Source organism: Lachnobacterium bovis DSM 14045, from assembly GCF_900107245.1.
Classification (GTDB): Bacteria; Bacillota; Clostridia; order Lachnospirales; family Lachnospiraceae; genus Roseburia; species Roseburia bovis.
This window is the reverse complement of record NZ_FNPG01000016.1, coordinates 21,356-37,869: the sequence shown is the minus strand read 5'-3', so window position 1 is coordinate 37,869 and position 16,514 is coordinate 21,356. Positions and strand designations below refer to the sequence as shown.

The window sequence follows — 16,514 nt, the reverse complement described above, 5'->3', positions numbered from 1 at the left end:
ATAAAATTTCCTAAGGCTAACGAAACTCGGCAACAAGTTACCGAGCTTCGTGGTTTTTATTTATATGATTCAATTAATTTCTTAAAAGCAGTAAAGGATCTACTTATCATGTCTTCATCAACGCAATAAGAAACTCTAACCCAACCTGGGCAGCCAAATCCAGTTGCACCAACTACTAATAAATTTAAATCTTTTGCTCTTCTACAAAATTCTTCTTCATCATCGCCTAAAATTTTCACGAAAAGATAAAATGCACCTTGTGGCTTATGGCATTTATAGCCCAATTCCATCAAACCTTGGTACAATAAATCTCTGTTTTTCTTGTAAATATTGATATCACCAGTATTACCAACGCACTTAGCTATTACTTTTTGGAACATACTTGGTGCGCATACAAATCCTAGTGATCTTCCTGCTCCGCAAATCGCAGCATATACCTTTTTACTTTCAACCACCTCATCTGGTACAAGAATGTAACCAATTCTTTCGCCAGGAAGAGATAATGATTTAGAATATGAATAACAAACAATTGTGTTATTATAATATTTTGTTACATATGGAACTTCAATTCCGTCATAAGCTATTTCACGATATGGTTCATCTGACAAAATAAAAATATCCGTTCCCAATTCATCTGATTTTATTTTTAATAATTCAGCTAGTCTTTTTATTGTTTCTTCTGTATAAACAGTTCCTGATGGATTGTTTGGCGAATTTATGATGATTCCTTTTGTATTTTTATTAATTTTCTTCTCTAATTCATCAAACTTAATCTGGAAGTGTTCTTCATCTGCTGAAACAACAACTAATTTAGCCCCTGCACCTTCTACAAAAACTTTATATTCTGGGAAAAAAGGTGCAATTACAATAAATTCATCATTTTCTGAAGCTGTTAATGCATTAAAACAAATGCTAAGCGAAGCAGCTGCTCCAACAGTCATATAAAAATTATCACTTTTAAAATTGGTCTGATATGTTTTATTAAGATAATCCGCTATAGCTTGACGTGTTTCCTCATCACCTTGTGCTGATGTATATCCGTGAAGTTCTATCGAACTTTTTGTCATTGTAAGTTCTCTTATTGTTTCATTTACTATTGAAGGGGCCTCAACAGTTGGATTTCCGATTGAAAAATCATATACATTCTCTGCTCCAACTGTTTTAGCCTGTTCTTTTCCATACTCAAATAATTCCCTTATTACTGATCTTTTACTTCCTAATTCATACATTTTTTCATTAAATAACATATAACTAAATCTCCTTACATAAAATTAATTGTATTTTGAACTTTTTGATTTTATTTCTGCATTTTGGATTTCTGCTTTTTAACCTATTCATTTTGCACTCTTTATCGCTTTATTTATTATAATACATTTTTAGAGCCAATTTACATATAAATTTTTTAATGTATTATTTTTCTACTTTTTTCGACTCGATATATTGCCTATCTAATTCCACTTCTTCATCTTCTCTTGGAAGTTTAGCTAAAAACACTATCGTAAACGGCAAGCAAATCAATGTAGTCAAAATATCTGAAATCATCTGAGAGCACTCTACTCCAGTAATTCCTAAAAACTTTGGCAAAATAATAATCGTAGGTATGTAACATAAACCAGTTCGAAGTGAGGCAGTAAATGATGCAATTTTACTCTTTCCTATACTTTGAAAAAGCATATTTGTAACAATTCCCATTGGTTGTACAATTATTGCAACGCACTGATACATAAGTGCAATTCTTCCAATTCTTACAACACTATCGTCATCTCTAAAGGCTCTAACAATTTCTCCTGGAAAAAACATTCCAACTATTGCCATAATTCCTAACACTGTTTCTCCAATGATAAATGTAAACCAAAACGCTTTTCGAATTCTTGTATATTTTTTTGCTCCATAATTAAAAGCTGAAACCGGCTGAAATCCTTGTCCGATTCCAACCATTGTTGAGCCAATAAACATCGCAACACGACCAACTATCGCCATCGCAGCTATAGCCGAGTCGCCATATGGCATTGCGCAAATGTTAAGTGCCATAGTAGAAATACTATTCAATGATTGACGAATCAAACTTGGTAATCCGTTTTTTATAATTCTAAAAAATCTAACTACATTCCACTCAAGATTTAAAAACTTTATCTCGGTTATTGTCTTTTTTGAGAAAAACATATAGTATAGTATTCCTAAACTTATGTATTGTGAGATAGCAGTCGAAAGTCCCGCACCATTGATTCCCATATTTAAACCAAACATTAATATTGGATCAAAAAACATATTTATTACACCGCCTGATACAAGACCTATCATTGCAAAAAAAGCTTTTCCTTCATATCTCATGATATTATTTAATACACACGAAAGAGTTAATGCTGGCCCTGAAATCAATATATAAAAACCATAACTTCTTGCATAGGGAAGAATCGTTTCAGTACTTCCAAGTGCTCTCATAAGTTGATCTATATAAATCAGGCCCAAAATCATAGGTATCACGCTTATTACCATTGCTGAGAAAAAACCTAATGCCGCAATTTTATTTGCTTCTTTCTTTTTTCCCATACCAAGTTGAACACTAATATTGCTACCGCTACCATGACCAAACATGAATCCAACTGCCTGGAAAATAGCCTGAACACTAAGTAATATTCCGGTTGATGCGCTTGCGCTTGTTCCGATTTTTCCAACAAAAAAAGCGTCCACCAGATTATAAATCATTGTAATCATCATGCTTATTACTGTTGGAATCGCTAATTTAGGAACTAATTCTTTAATTGGCGTTAAAATTAATTTTTCATATTGAAATATTTCTTTTTCATCCATTATTCTAATATTTTCATCAGTTTTTTCCATGTTAATAACCTCTCTTATTTCTTCAATACAGTAGACATATTATAACACAAAAATTATTTTTATAAAAACTACTTAGTATTTCTCACGTGCTTTATTATTTTGCCGATATATGTTAAGATTTAATAAAAACAATAAGTGAGGGAATATTTATGCATACTTTTCAACCTTTTTCAATTAACGAGATAGATGATTTAAATCCTTTCAATAAAATTGGTAAGGAATGGGCTCTTGTTACAGCAGGTAGCAAACACGAAGCTAACTGTATGACTGTAAGTTGGGGCGGTCTTGGAGTAATGTGGGGTAAAAATGCCGCATTCATTTTCATCAGAGATTCACGTTATACTAAAGAATTTATAGACAACGGCGATGTTTTTTCAATTGCCTTTTTCGATGAAAGTTATAGAGATGCTCTTAACTATTGTGGCTCTCATTCAGGTAGGGATGTTAATAAATTTGATGAAGCTAATTTAACACTTTCTTCAAAACACGGAATCCCATTCCCAGATGAAGCTAATTTAGTTTTAATCTGTAAAAAAATGGCAGCTGTTCCAATTACTGAGGAACAATTATGCGATAAGGGATTAAAAAAGAAATTCTATTCTGACAACGATATGCACACAATGTATATTGGAGAAATTCTAGAAACAATGGCTAGATAAAAGATTTAAAACATAGCAAGGTAGGATTATCCTCTTGACTATAAATCATGGCGTACACAAACGGATGCGTTCTATACATATCACACAAAACGCATCCAAGTTGTCCGCCTATTTTTTTGTTGTACTTATTTTTCACACTGTCATTACTTGTGACTGTAGCATATTATTTACATGCTGTACTTATTGATTCTATTGCAACAGCCCCGCCTCTAACAACTTCAATTCTGTGAAATTTTTTCTTTAAAAGCGCAATCAATTCGTTATTTTTATGAGTTGTTAGCTTGCATTCTATCATTACACTATCTTTTCCAATATCTACAACATCCGCCGAAAAAACTCTTGCAATATTAAAAGCTTCTTGTTTATCAATTGAATTTAGTTCAAAGACTTTAACAAACATCACTTCTTTCATATGAATTGCTAAATCTGTCAAATCTACAACTTTTATAACTTCAACCATTCTATTCAATTGTTTTTTTATCTGCTCAAACGTCACATCATCACTTTTTACGCAAATTGTCATTCTCGATACAGTTTCATCTTCTGTTGTTCCTACTGTAAGCGATTGCAAGTTGTATGCTTTTCCTGAAAATAAACCTGAAACCTTGGCTAATACACCAACCTGGTTTTCAACATGTAATGATATCCATCTATCTTTTAGGGTTCTATCTATAATTTTGTTCATTTCCCCCACTCCTATCTTCGTTCTTACTTTAGCTTTTTGTCAACATATCTGGTCTAATTTATAATCATATCATTGACTGGTTTTCCTGGCTTAACCATTGGTAAAACCAATTCATCCGATGCAATAATAAACTCTATAATTGTTGGCATTTTTTTATTACTTTTTGCTTCTTCAAAAGCTGCATCTATTTCGCTCTCATTTTCTACACGAATACCTTTAATTCCGTAACTTTCTGCCAACCTTACAAAATCAGGTGTATATGGTGGACATTTTTCATTTGGGCCCTTACAATTTTTTGGACAAGTTACACGTCTTCTCAAACAAGTTGCTGCATAACGTTTTCCATAGAATAACTGCTGCATTTGTCTAACCATTCCAAGATATTGATTATTGAAAAGACAAATAATAACAGGGGATTGCTGAACTACTGCTGTTGCAAGTTCCTGAATATTCATTTGAAATCCACCGTCACCCGTAATACAAACTACTTCTCTCCTAGGTGCCGCAATCTTAGCTCCAATCGCTGCTGGTAGCCCAAATCCCATAGTTCCAAGGCCTCCCGAAGTTATCAGTTTATTCTTATAATCCATATCCAGATATTGTGTTGCCCACATTTGATGCTGACCTACGTCTGTTACATAAATTGCATCCTCAAAATTAGCATTAATATGTTCCATTATAATTTGAGGAGTCATTCCCTTGTCTCGTTTCATTTCAAGAGGATATTCTTTTTCCCACTCAAATATTTCTTTTTTCCACTGCTCAGTATCCATTTTTTCAGCCCACTCGTTTAGCTTAACAAGTGCACGTTTAGCATCGGATACTATAGGAACATCCACAACAACGTTTCTTGAGATAGAAGCAGTATCTATATCTACATGAACAATCTTAGCTTTAGGCGCAAATTCACTTAAATCACCTGTTATTCTATCATTAAAACGTGTTCCTATTGAAAAAAGAACATCACATTCACTTATAGCTAAATTTACAGCATACTTTCCATGCAATCCTCCGTTTCCTATATATAGAGGATGACCTGTTGGCAATACACCTTTTGCCATAATTGTAGTTGCAACTGGAATATTCATTTTTTCAACAAAACTTTTAAATTCATTTTGAGCACCTGATAATATTACCCCGCCACCTGCTAAAATTAGTGGTTTTTTTGCATTTTTCAATAACTTATACGCCTTTTTTAACTGGCCAACGTGAACTGAATTATTTGGTTTATATCCTCGAATATCAACTTTTTCCGGATATTCTGGATTACCTGATTTATTTTGTATATCTTTGGGAATATCAATTAGAACTGGACCTGGCTTGCCTGTTCTTGCAATATGAAATGCCATTTTAATTATTCTACCTAAAGATTGTCTGTCCTTTACAGTTATACTATACTTAGTTACGCTTCTTGCCATGCCCACTATATCAACTTCCTGAAAAGCATCATTACCAATAAGATTGCATGATACCTGACCAGTAAAACATACTAGCGGAACATTATCATAATAAGCATCTGCTAAACCTGTAACTATATTTGTAGCACCTGGTCCACTAGTTACTAATACTACTCCAGTTTTGCCACTTGCCTTAGCATAGCCTTCTGCTTCAAAAATTAAACCTTGTTCATGACGTGGTAGAACTACTTTTATTTTATCTTGTTTATATAATTCATCAAATAAATCCGTGACCATGCCACCTGGATAACCGAAAACTGTATCCACTTTCTCCTCATTTAATGCTTTGACAAATAATTTTCTGCCTGCGATATCCATTTTTTTCCCTTCTTTCTCATAACACTTTTTATAATTATTCTATAATTATGTTTTAACCCTTAACTCCACTTTTATTTATTATAATTATATTTCGTACATTTTTATAATTTTATCTATATTTACAATGAAGAATTATTTAATTTTACCGAAGGGAAAAAATAGATGATTTTATCCTTCTATTATAACTTCTTCCCTTGGTAAAAATTTTTTATATCCTCTTTTAAATAATTAAATAATTTTTAAAAATATCCTTTTTAATAATCTTAAATATTGATTATAAAATTATTTTCTTTTATACATATTAAAATGATAAATTACATTAAAATATGTTTGCTCTTCGCTATCTGCCACTAACTCCCACTCATCTAATTCATCTAAATTAGGGAAATACGCATCAGCGTCATATGCATAATCAATTTTTGTAACATGAGCGATTTTACACATGTCGAGCATCTGTTTATATATTTTTTCACCACCGATAACAAAAATATCTTCATCATCGTATTTTTTTAATTCTTCTTTTAATTCATCCATTGAGTTGACCACGATAGCGCCATGACCATCATAGTTTTCATCATGAGTTAAAACAATATTAGTTCTTCCTTTTAGAGGTACTTGACCAGGGAAACTCTCTAATGTTTTTCTCCCCATAACAACAACTTTTCCTATTGTTGTTTCTCTAAAGAATTTCTGATCTGCTGGTATTCTTACTAATAAATCATTGTTTTTTCCAATTCCCCAATTTTTATCAACTGCAACTATTAAATTCATTTTTTTACCTCCATATAATGTCTATATCTTTCTCTCTCATATTACTCAAAGCTTACAAAAATTTTTTGCCTAGCTATCAGCACAACCACAAGTGCCATTACATTTGTATTTGCTATTACAACTGTAAGTGCCCTTTTTTATATAGCAACTGGAATATCTTTAATCTGCGGACCAGTTTCATAATCAATTAATTTCACATCATCTCTTGTAAACTGATAAAAATCCTTTATTTCTGGATTAAGCCAGAATTTTGGTGCTGGATATTGTGGACGCTCAATTAATTCTTTAACTAATGGAATGTGTCTATCATATATATGTGCATCAGCAATAACATGAACTAGCTCTCCTACTCTCATGTCACACACTTGTGCTAACATATGAACAAGTACTGCATATTGACAAACATTCCAATTATTTGCTGTCAAAATATCCTGTGATCTTTGATTCAAAATTGCATTTAATGTCAACTTATCGTCACCTTTTTTCTGAGTAACGTTGAACGTCATACTATATGCACAAGGATAAAGATTCATTTCATGTAGATCTTGATGTACATAAATGTTAGTTAGAATTCTTCTACTAAATGGATTATTTTTCAAATCATAGATAACTCTATCTACCTGATCCATCATGCCTTCTTTATATTGGTGTTTAACACCAAGTTGATATCCATATGCCTTACCAATTGAACCGTTTTCATCAGCCCATTCATCCCATACAGTACTCTTTAAATCATGAATGTTGTTAGATTTTCTCTGCCAAATCCATAACATTTCTTCTGTACATGTTTTAATGGCTGTTTTTCTTAATGTAATAGCTGGAAACTCTTTTGATAAATCGTAACGACTTACTACGCCAAATTTTTTAATAGTATATGCACTAGTTCCATCTGGCCAATGTGGTCTTACTTTTTCACCTTCAGTACTAACTCCATTTTCTAAAATATCTTTGCACATTGCAACAAAAGTTTGATCTGCTAAGCTCATAGAATCCTCCATCTTCTTTATTTACTAAATGTAATTTTACTTTATATTAATATATTATTCAAGTTGGTCCTTGAAATAGTTTTTTGTTTTTACCATAAGTATTTTTATTGTAAATGTTTTTTTCGCCGTAAATGATGTTGCTTTTTCCCTACAAAAAAGGTAATATTAAAATAGAACGTATATTTTGTAAAAAGGAGAATCATATGAGTCAAGCTAAAGTTGATTTACATAAAAAAGAAAAAAGAAATCGTGCTAAAGTAGTTGCTCGTAATAAATTGCGTAAAAAGCTTTTTTTAGTATGTACAACTATCATCGGAATCGCACTCATCGCTTTAATTGCCAGAGTTAGTATCAAAAATTATATTGACTCTAGACCCGCAAAATCATTTACTGTTAATTCAGAAAGCGTTGATAATTATTTAAGTACACTTTCAGTTGATGATTCAACTAATTAATATTTTTAATTTTTTAAAATTTTTTTATATTGTCTTTTAAAAAAGGACAAGCACTTATCTATCTACCTTAACATAAGTGTTTGCCCTTTTTTGTTAAAATCATATGGCCTCTATTTATTTTTTTTAGTTTTCTTCTTATCTGACTGTAAAAAAACTAATGCCAAAACAATATCTAAAAGCATTACAATTAATGCAACTAATGTTAATATCACAAACAATGTATCAGTTAGGATACTTTTAATATCACAAACATACATTCCGAAATACCAAATCCCTAGTGTAACAAACATAGCAACTATGCTGACTATCCACCTTCTTGAGCCGTATTTTTTCTCTTTCATATTCATTTCTCCTATTTATGTTTATTCTTCTACATTATAATATTATTTATTTATTTTGGCAAATTAGATTTATATATTATTTTATCAAATCTTTTACAACTTCAGAAGCAATTATTAGTCCAACAACCGAAGGAATAAACGCTATTGAACCAGGTGTAGCTCTTTTAGTTGTTTTCTCTGAAGAATTCTCTAAATAAGTTGATAGTGGTGATATCGCTTTTTCTTTTGAATATACAACTTTTAGATTTTCTATTCCACGTTTTTTTAATTCGCGCCTCATGACTTTTGCTAAAGGACATACCGAAGTTTTGCTGATATCAGCCACCTCAAAAGCAGTAGGATCTAGTTTATTTCCGGCTCCCATACTACTAATAATTGGCACACCTTTACCTCTAGCTTCTTCTATTAATGTCAATTTGGCCGTAACAGTATCTACCGCGTCAACAACATAATCATATTCTGTAAAATCAAATTCATCTCTTGTTTCGGGCAAATAAAAACAATTATGAATCTCTACTTTACATTCTGGATTAATATCTAGGATACGCTCTCTCATTACTTCTGTCTTATAACGTCCAATCGTTTTATGAGTAGCGATTATTTGTCGATTGATATTACTTAAACTTACAGTATCATTATCAATCAAATCTATAGCACCAACACCACTTCTTGCCAATGCTTCGACTACATAACCACCTACACCACCAATTCCAAAAACAGCTACTCTAGCTTTATTAAGCTTTTCTAAAGCTTCGTCACCTATTATCATTCTAGTTCTAATAAATTGTTCTGACATTAATAATTTTCTCCTACTTTAGTTTTTACATAGCATCAGGGATCTATAATTCTTATTATAAATCCCTGAATTATGCACATCATAAAATATTGTATGCAAATACAGATACTTATTACGAATATCTTATTGCAAATATTTTATAAGTGAAGTACTCTTTCTTTGATTTCCTGTGTTCTTCCCTGATTCCAGAACTGTGTTCCAATATATCCACATGTACGTCTGGCTACACTCATTTTACTCTGGTCTCTGTTTCCACAATTTGGACACTGCCATATCAATTTTCCTGAACTTTCTTCTTCAATGATTTCAATCTGTCCGTCATAACCACATTCCATACAATAATCACTCTTAGTGTTTAATTCTGCATACATAATGTTATCATAAATGAATTGCATTACTGATAATACTGCTTCAATATTATTCTGCATGTTTGGAACTTCTACATAACTTACAGCTCCACCTGGTGATAACTCCTGGAATTTAGATTCAAATTTAAGTTTATCAAATGCATTAATCTTCTCAGTAACATGTACATGATAACTGTTAGTAATGTAATTCTTATCTGTAACGCCTTCAATTACACCAAATCTATTTTGTAAGCATTTAGAGAATTTGTATGTTGTTGACTCTAATGGTGTTCCATATAAACTAAAGTCAATATTCTCTTTTTCTCTCCACTCTTTACAAGCTGCATTTAATTTTTCCATTACTTTAAGAGCAAATGGTGTTCCGTTCTCTTCATCTGTATGAGAAACGCCTTTCATGTAACGTGTACATTCGCAAAGTCCTGCATAGCCTAAAGAAATCGTTGAATATCCACCATATAATAATTTATCAATAACTTCTCCACGTTTTAATCTAGCTAGTGCACCATTCTGCCATAAAATTGGAGCGACATCTGAAGGTGTACCTAATAATCTCTTATGTCTACACATAAGCGCTCTGTAACATAAATCAAGTCTTTCGTCTAATATTTTCCAGAATTTATCTTCGTCACCTTCTGAAGAGCAAGCAACATCAACTAAGTTAATAGTTACTACACCCTGGTTAAAACGTCCATAATATTTAGGTTTGTTAGTTTCAGGATCAATGTATGGAGTTAAGAAACTTCTACATCCCATACATGGATAACAATCACCATCACCGTTTTTATTTACTTTAAGCTCTTTCATTTTCTTTTCAGAAATATAATCAGGTACCATTCTCTTAGCTGTACATTCTGCTGCCAATTTAGTTAAATACCAATATTTAGAACCTTCTCTAATATTATCTTCTTCGAGAACGTAGATAAGTTTAGGGAATGCAGGTGTAATATAAACACCCTTTTCATTCTTAACACCTTTAATTCTTTGTTTAAGCATCTCTTCTGTAATTGCTGCAAGATCATCTCTTGTCTGACCTTCTGGAACTTCGTTAAGATACATAAATACTGTTACGAATGGTGCCTGACCATTAGTTGTCATAAGAGTTATAACCTGATACTGAATTGTCTGAACACCACGGTTGATTTCTTCCTTAACTCTCATCTCTGTAACTTTTTTGATTTTATCTTCATCTAATTCAAGTCCTGCTGCTTCGAATTCAGCTCGAACCTGTTTACGGAATTTCTGACGGCTCACTTCAACAAATGGTGCTAAATGGGCAAGCGAAATACTTTGTCCGCCGTACTGTGAACTTGCAATTTGAGCAATTGCCTGAGTTGCAATGTTACATGCTGTCGAAAAACTTCTTGGCTTATCTATCATAGTCTCACTGATTGCTGTTCCATTTTGAAGCATATCCTCTAAATTAACTAAACAGCAATTGTGCATATGTTGTGCAAAATAATCTGCATCATGGAAATGAATGATTCCTTGTTCATGTGCCTCTACAATATCTTCTGGTAATAAAAATCTCTTTGTGATATCTTTACTTACTTCACCAGCCATGTAATCACGCTGAACACTGTTAACTGTAGGGTTTTTATTAGAATTCTCTTGTTTTACTTCTTCATTATTGCATTCAAGCAAACTCAAAATCTGTTGATCAGTTGAATTTGATTTACGAACTAATGCTCTTTTATAACGATACGTAATGTAATTTCTAGCGACATTAAATGCTCTGCGATTCATTAACTGATTTTCTACCATATCTTGTATTTCTTCAACACTCGCAGATCTTTTCATATTTTCACAAGCTATCTCTACATTTTTTGCTATATCCTTAATCTGTTCATCATCAATCTTTTCATAGTCAATGACAGAATCATTTGCCTTTCTAATTGCTGCAATTATTTTTTTGTTGTCAAATGCTTCTTCAACACCACTACGTTTGATAATCTTCATATTATTTTCCTCTCTTGTTTCCTCATGATATTTTATTTTGCCTTAAAACTTACTTCCATAAAAATAGATATAAGAGAAACTAGTAAAGTAAATCTTTAAAGTTGAATCTTATATCTAAAAAACTAATTACCTTTTCATACATACAAAGGATATTATACGTCATTTGAAATACCATTTTCAAGAGTTCTAGTACCCTTTTAAAATTTTCGTTTTATTTGATGTTTCTAGGCTTTTTTTACTATTGTCAATAGTTATTTTTGTACAAATACCGGTATTTTAATATTAAATTTATCTTTTAAAAATCAGACGCAAGAAAATATTAGGTCTCACATCTTTCAATTCAATTATACTACATATAGTGTTAGTGTCAAGTGGTAATTACAATATTTTGTGGTTGAGCTTTTTTGAATATTCAAGCATCTTCTTAATTTATTTCATCTTGACATAATATTTCTAAGTTTGACACACATTTTTCTAGCAGTTTATTAAAAAGAATAATTTCTTCATCTGACATTCCATTCAGCATGTTGTTTTCTATTTTTCTTAAACTATTTAAAGCCTTCTCATCATGACGTTTGCCATGTTCTGTTACAATGATTTTTTTTAGTCTACCGTCATTTTCTACACTTTCTCGACGTATCATATTGTATTTTTCTAAACACTTTAAAATATTAGTAGCCGTCGCACCTGTGATATTAAATTCTTTTTCAACATCCTTTTGGAATAAATCCCTGTCACTATTGTCAATCAAAAAACCAATTGTTGCACCCTGTACTGGTGTAAGTTCCTGATCATCGGAAGAATCTTTCCACGAGCTAGCCCAAATTTTTTTTACTGCAATATTAATTTTTCTGAATTTTCCAAGTAAAAATCCTGGCTTATAATCCTTTATTACGTTTGTATTTTTTTTATCTAAAGAATTGCTTAATTTTGTATTTTTTTTCATAATGAATCACTCCCTAAAATGATTTTAAATTTCTTAAAAGCATTTATATTTCTTAAGAAAATTTCTGTTGACATCTGTTTTAAAAAAGTCTATCATAATATATTGTTAGCACACTAACTATTTTTTTTCAAGTAGTAATTGTGCTAATTTTTTCCGATACAGTAATGTATGTATCGTTTTTTTTTCGATATTCATTAATGAAACATATTAATATCTTCATTTGTGTGTATCAAAATATAAAAGAAAGAAGGTAAGGACAAAAATGCTAAAAACTTTAGGTGCCGAAATTAAGGAATTTAAAAAAGATTCTATACTTACGCCTGTCTTTATGCTTGGTGAAGTACTTACAGAAACTCTGATTCCTTTTTTAATGGCAAAAATAATAGACACCGGTATTAATAAACATGACTTTTCATATATTTATAAAGTCGGTCTTTTGATGTTGGTAGTTGCACTATGTAGTTTGACATTCGGATGTTTAGGCGCAACATATGGCGCTAAAGCTTCAATGGGGTTTGGTAGAAATTTAAGACGTGCTATGTTTAGAAATATTCAAAAATTTTCATTTAGCAACATTGATAAATATAATACAGCCGGACTTGTTACACGTTTGACAACTGATGTTACGAACGTGCAAAATGCATACCAAATGATACTCCGTTTATGTATGAGAGCACCAGCAAGTATGATTTGCTCCATGGTTGCATGTTTTATTATCAACCCAAGGCTCGCATTAATTTATTTGATTGCAGTAATTATTCTTGGTACAATTCTTCTATTTTTGACAAAATGTGCCATGAAATACTTTAGAGCAGCCTTCAAAAAATATGATGCGCTTAACGAAAGCGTTGAAGAAAACATTTCTGCTATCAGAGTTGTAAAGGCTTATGTCCGAGGCGACTACGAAAGAAAACGTTTTAATAAAGCCAACCATACAATCTACAATATGCTTGTAAAAGCTGAAAACATTATTATTTGGAACTCACCTTTTATGCAATTGACAGTTTACACTTGTATTATTTTAATCAGCTGGCTTGGTGCAAATATGATAGTCGGTGGTTCTCTTACAACAGGTGAACTAAGTAGCTTATTAACATACTGCATGAATATTCTTATGAGTTTAATGATGTTATCTTTTGTCTTCGTAATGGTTTCTATGAGTGTAGCCAGTGCCCAGCGTATTGCCGAAGTAATCGAAGAAAAAAGTGCATTAACTAATCCTGAGAATCCTATTTATGAAATTAAAGATGGTTCTATCAAATTTGAAAATGTAAACTTTAAATATAATGAAACAGCCGAAACTCCTGTTCTTTCTAATATAAATCTGGAAATAAAATCTGGTGAAACTATTGGTATCATCGGTGGAACCGGAAGTAGTAAATCTTCTCTTGTTAACCTTATCAGCCGACTTTATGATGTTTCAAACGGAGCTGTTTATGTTGGTGGAGAAAATGTAAAAGATTACGATTTAGATACACTTAGAAATAAAGTATCAGTTGTTCTCCAAAAAAATGTGTTATTTAGTGGAACTATTCTTGATAACTTACGTTGGGGTAATCCAAACGCAACTGAAGAAGAATGTATCAAAGCATGTCAGTTAGCATGTGCCGATGAATTTATTGAACGTTTCCCTAAAAAATATAATACATATATAGAACAGGGTGGTTCTAACGTTTCCGGTGGACAAAAACAAAGATTATGTATCGCAAGAGCATTGCTTAAAAAACCAAACATTCTAATTTTGGATGATAGTACAAGTGCAGTAGATACAGCTACTGATGCCAAAATCAGAAAAGGATTTAAAGAGGCAATTCCTGGAACTACTAAACTTATCATTGCCCAGCGAATTTCTTCAGTTCAGGATGCTGACAGAATCATCGTTTTAAATGATGGTGTTGTCGATGCATTTGATACACATGAAAATCTACTTAAAACCAATGAAATTTACAAAGAAGTATATGAGTCTCAAACTCAAGGTGGCGGAGATTTTGATGAAGGGAGGAATAACTAATGCCAAGACAAATGCCCAGACCTGATCAAAAAATCAAAAACCCTGGCAAGCTTTTCCATAGATTATTTTGCTTTATCGGAAAGAGCTACGGTATTCAATTAATTTTTGTTTTGATTTTTATAATTATTAGTGTAATTGCCAACATAAACGGAACTGCATTTATAAAGGATCTCGTTGACGTTTATATAACACCTTTGACTAAAACTGCAAATCCTGATTTTGGACCATTGAAATCAGCAATACTACGTATTGCCATCGTATATATGATTGGTGTTTTTTCAACTTACATGTTTTCAAAAATCATGATTTATGTTGCACAGGGTACTCTTAGAAAAATGAGAACTAAATTGTTTTCTCACATGCAGTCATTACCAATTAAGTATTTTGATACTCACGCTCATGGTGATATCATGTCTGTTTATACAAATGACATAGATACTCTTCGACAAATGATAAGTCAGAGTATTCCTCAGCTTATTAACAGTTTATTAACCGTTTTATTAATCGCTGTTCAGATGATTATACTCAGTATTCCATTATCACTTATCACTTTTGTAATGATTGGAATTACTATTTACGTTTCTAAAACTTTTGCTGGTTTGTCAGGAAAATACTTCCTTGCTCAGCAAAAAGACATCGGAAAACTAAATGGTTTTGTTGAAGAAATGATGAATGGTCAAAAAGTTGTAAAAGTATTTACTCACGAAGAACAAAACATAAAGGATTTTGATGTTTTAAATGACAAATTATTTGAAAGTGCTTATAGTGCTAACCGTTTTGCAAACTTCCTTGGACCTGTTAATGCCCAAATTGGTAACACAAGTTATGTAATCTGCGTAATAGTTGGTGCCATGCTTGCTTTAAATGGTCATATTGGTCTTTCAATTGGATCACTTGTAACATTCCTTGCTTTTAACAAAAGCTTTAGCATGCCAATCAATCAGATCAGTCAACAGCTTAATGCTATAGTTATGGCCCTTGCAGGCTGCGAAAGAATTTTTGCTCTTTTGGATGAAAAACCTGAAACAGATAATGGCTACGTTACTCTTGTTAATTCAGTTGAAGACGAAAATGGTAACATTAAAGAAACTGATACTCATACAGGACATTGGGCATGGAAACATGTTCACCAGGCTGATGGCTCAGTTGACTATATTCCACTTCGTGGCGACGTTGTTTTTGATGATGTTGATTTTGGATACAATGAAGAAAAAATCGTATTACACAACGTTGATTTATACGCAACACCTGGTCAAAAAATTGCTTTTGTAGGTTCAACCGGTGCCGGAAAAACTACAATTACCAACCTGATTAATCGTTTCTACGATATTTCAGATGGTAAAATCAGATACGATGGCATCAACATTAATAAAATTAAAAAAGCAGATTTGAGGCATTCTCTTGGAATTGTTTTACAAGATACACATCTTTTTACAGGAACTGTTATGGAAAACATTCGTTTTGGTAAACTAGATGCAACTGATGAAGAGGTTTATGCTGCTGCAAAACTTGCAAACGCTGATACATTTATTCATCAACTACCTGATGGCTACAATACACTTTTAACCGGAGATGGTGGTAACTTAAGCCAGGGCCAGCGTCAATTACTAGCTATTGCAAGAGCTGCTATTGCTGATCCACCTGTACTTATTCTTGATGAAGCAACAAGTTCCATCGATACACGAACTGAAAAAATTGTCCAAGATGGAATGGATAAACTTATGAAGGGTAGAACAACATTTGTAATTGCTCACCGCTTATCTACGGTAAAAAACAGTGATTGTATCATTGTCCTTGAGCAGGGACGTGTAATAGAACGTGGTAATCACGACGACTTAATTAACAAAAAAGGTAAATATTATCAGTTATATACTGGTATGACTAATTAATGATACCAGTATGGATGTTGGTTGTTGACATGTAT

14 protein-coding genes are annotated in these 16,514 nt (G+C 32.2%); 4 read left to right on the top strand and 10 right to left on the bottom strand.

Annotation, left to right across the window (positions count from 1 at the left end):
- Nucleotides 1-56: 56 nt before the first annotated feature.
- Nucleotides 57-1,247: a pyridoxal phosphate-dependent aminotransferase gene (locus tag BLV79_RS07190; RefSeq protein ID WP_074717546.1), complete on the bottom strand. Its 1,191-nt coding sequence runs from the start codon at nucleotides 1,245-1,247 to the stop codon at nucleotides 57-59.
- Between the two features lie 163 nt (nucleotides 1,248-1,410).
- Entirely contained in the window at nucleotides 1,411-2,841 is a 1,431-nt protein-coding gene (locus tag BLV79_RS07185) for an MATE family efflux transporter (protein WP_200795888.1), read from the bottom strand.
- 149 nt (nucleotides 2,842-2,990) lie between these two features.
- On the opposite strand from BLV79_RS07185, the gene BLV79_RS07180 reads away from it, so the two are divergent.
- Entirely contained in the window at nucleotides 2,991-3,500 is a 510-nt protein-coding gene (locus BLV79_RS07180; protein WP_074717544.1) for a flavin reductase family protein, read from the top strand.
- 163 nt (nucleotides 3,501-3,663) lie between these two features.
- Here the strand turns inward: BLV79_RS07180 and ilvN are convergent, their stop codons facing one another.
- The 4 genes from ilvN to thyA form a co-directional block, all read right to left on the bottom strand.
- Nucleotides 3,664-4,185 carry an acetolactate synthase small subunit gene (gene ilvN / locus BLV79_RS07175; RefSeq protein ID WP_074717542.1) on the bottom strand — a complete coding sequence of 174 codons (522 nt, stop codon included), beginning with the start codon at nucleotides 4,183-4,185 and terminating at the stop codon, nucleotides 3,664-3,666.
- Nucleotides 4,186-4,238: 53 nt separating this feature from the next.
- Nucleotides 4,239-5,960: a biosynthetic-type acetolactate synthase large subunit gene (ilvB, locus tag BLV79_RS07170; protein ID WP_074717540.1), complete on the bottom strand. Its 1,722-nt coding sequence runs from the start codon at nucleotides 5,958-5,960 to the stop codon at nucleotides 4,239-4,241.
- 282 nt (nucleotides 5,961-6,242) lie between these two features.
- A complete protein-coding gene (locus BLV79_RS07165; RefSeq protein ID WP_074717538.1) occupies nucleotides 6,243-6,731 on the bottom strand; it encodes a dihydrofolate reductase in 489 nt (162 codons plus the stop codon).
- A 137-nt stretch (nucleotides 6,732-6,868) separates the two neighbouring features.
- Entirely contained in the window at nucleotides 6,869-7,717 is an 849-nt protein-coding gene (gene thyA, locus BLV79_RS07160; protein WP_074717536.1) for a thymidylate synthase, read from the bottom strand.
- 203 nt (nucleotides 7,718-7,920) lie between these two features.
- Between thyA and BLV79_RS07155 the strand changes: the two genes are divergently transcribed.
- A complete protein-coding gene (locus tag BLV79_RS07155) occupies nucleotides 7,921-8,172 on the top strand; it encodes a hypothetical protein (protein WP_074717534.1) in 252 nt (83 codons plus the stop codon).
- A gap of 110 nt (nucleotides 8,173-8,282) precedes the next feature.
- Here the strand turns inward: BLV79_RS07155 and BLV79_RS07150 are convergent, their stop codons facing one another.
- The 4 genes from BLV79_RS07150 to BLV79_RS07135 all read right to left on the bottom strand — a co-directional run bounded on the left by BLV79_RS07150 (nucleotide 8,283) and on the right by BLV79_RS07135 (nucleotide 12,579).
- Complete coding sequence (locus BLV79_RS07150; RefSeq protein WP_074717532.1) at nucleotides 8,283-8,513, bottom strand: hypothetical protein; 231 nt, start codon at nucleotides 8,511-8,513, stop codon at nucleotides 8,283-8,285.
- 76 nt (nucleotides 8,514-8,589) lie between these two features.
- Complete coding sequence (locus tag BLV79_RS07145; RefSeq protein ID WP_074717530.1) at nucleotides 8,590-9,309, bottom strand: tRNA threonylcarbamoyladenosine dehydratase; 720 nt, start codon at nucleotides 9,307-9,309, stop codon at nucleotides 8,590-8,592.
- 137 nt (nucleotides 9,310-9,446) lie between these two features.
- Nucleotides 9,447-11,633 (bottom strand): anaerobic ribonucleoside-triphosphate reductase, encoded by a 2,187-nt coding sequence (gene nrdD, locus BLV79_RS07140; RefSeq protein ID WP_074717528.1) that lies wholly within the window; start codon nucleotides 11,631-11,633, stop codon nucleotides 9,447-9,449.
- Nucleotides 11,634-12,057: 424 nt separating this feature from the next.
- Complete coding sequence (locus BLV79_RS07135; protein ID WP_074717527.1) at nucleotides 12,058-12,579, bottom strand: MarR family winged helix-turn-helix transcriptional regulator; 522 nt, start codon at nucleotides 12,577-12,579, stop codon at nucleotides 12,058-12,060.
- Between the two features lie 262 nt (nucleotides 12,580-12,841).
- Between BLV79_RS07135 and BLV79_RS07130 the strand changes: the two genes are divergently transcribed.
- Together BLV79_RS07130 and BLV79_RS07125 are read left to right on the top strand one after the other, a co-directional pair.
- Nucleotides 12,842-14,590, top strand: coding sequence for an ABC transporter ATP-binding protein (locus BLV79_RS07130; protein WP_074717525.1), 1,749 nt, complete (start codon nucleotides 12,842-12,844; stop codon nucleotides 14,588-14,590).
- The gene (locus tag BLV79_RS07125) at nucleotides 14,590-16,479 is read left to right on the top strand and encodes an ABC transporter ATP-binding protein (protein WP_074717523.1); all 1,890 of its coding nucleotides are present in this window, start codon (nucleotides 14,590-14,592) and stop codon (nucleotides 16,477-16,479) included. The genes BLV79_RS07130 and BLV79_RS07125 overlap by 1 nt, the downstream gene beginning before the upstream one ends.
- Nucleotides 16,480-16,514 lie beyond the last annotated feature (35 nt).

What these genes read in the sequence shown, in the direction of transcription:
- BLV79_RS07155 (WP_074717534.1), top strand. Translation starts at nt 7,921, where the DNA reads ATGAGTCAAGCTAAAGTTGATTTACATAAAAAAGAAAAAAGAAATCGT.
- nrdD (WP_074717528.1), bottom strand. Translation starts at nt 11,633, where the DNA reads ATGAAGATTATCAAACGTAGTGGTGTTGAAGAAGCATTTGACAACAAA.
- ilvN (WP_074717542.1), bottom strand. Translation starts at nt 4,185, where the DNA reads ATGAACAAAATTATAGATAGAACCCTAAAAGATAGATGGATATCATTA.
- BLV79_RS07135 (WP_074717527.1), bottom strand. Translation starts at nt 12,579, where the DNA reads ATGAAAAAAAATACAAAATTAAGCAATTCTTTAGATAAAAAAAATACA.
- BLV79_RS07150 (WP_074717532.1), bottom strand. Translation starts at nt 8,513, where the DNA reads ATGAAAGAGAAAAAATACGGCTCAAGAAGGTGGATAGTCAGCATAGTT.
- ilvB (WP_074717540.1), bottom strand. Translation starts at nt 5,960, where the DNA reads ATGGATATCGCAGGCAGAAAATTATTTGTCAAAGCATTAAATGAGGAG.
- BLV79_RS07165 (WP_074717538.1), bottom strand. Translation starts at nt 6,731, where the DNA reads ATGAATTTAATAGTTGCAGTTGATAAAAATTGGGGAATTGGAAAAAAC.
- thyA (WP_074717536.1), bottom strand. Translation starts at nt 7,717, where the DNA reads ATGAGCTTAGCAGATCAAACTTTTGTTGCAATGTGCAAAGATATTTTA.
- BLV79_RS07145 (WP_074717530.1), bottom strand. Translation starts at nt 9,309, where the DNA reads ATGTCAGAACAATTTATTAGAACTAGAATGATAATAGGTGACGAAGCT.
- BLV79_RS07130 (WP_074717525.1), top strand. Translation starts at nt 12,842, where the DNA reads ATGCTAAAAACTTTAGGTGCCGAAATTAAGGAATTTAAAAAAGATTCT.
- BLV79_RS07190 (WP_074717546.1), bottom strand. Translation starts at nt 1,247, where the DNA reads ATGTTATTTAATGAAAAAATGTATGAATTAGGAAGTAAAAGATCAGTA.
- BLV79_RS07125 (WP_074717523.1), top strand. Translation starts at nt 14,590, where the DNA reads ATGCCAAGACAAATGCCCAGACCTGATCAAAAAATCAAAAACCCTGGC.
- BLV79_RS07185 (WP_200795888.1), bottom strand. Translation starts at nt 2,841, where the DNA reads ATGGAAAAAACTGATGAAAATATTAGAATAATGGATGAAAAAGAAATA.
- BLV79_RS07180 (WP_074717544.1), top strand. Translation starts at nt 2,991, where the DNA reads ATGCATACTTTTCAACCTTTTTCAATTAACGAGATAGATGATTTAAAT.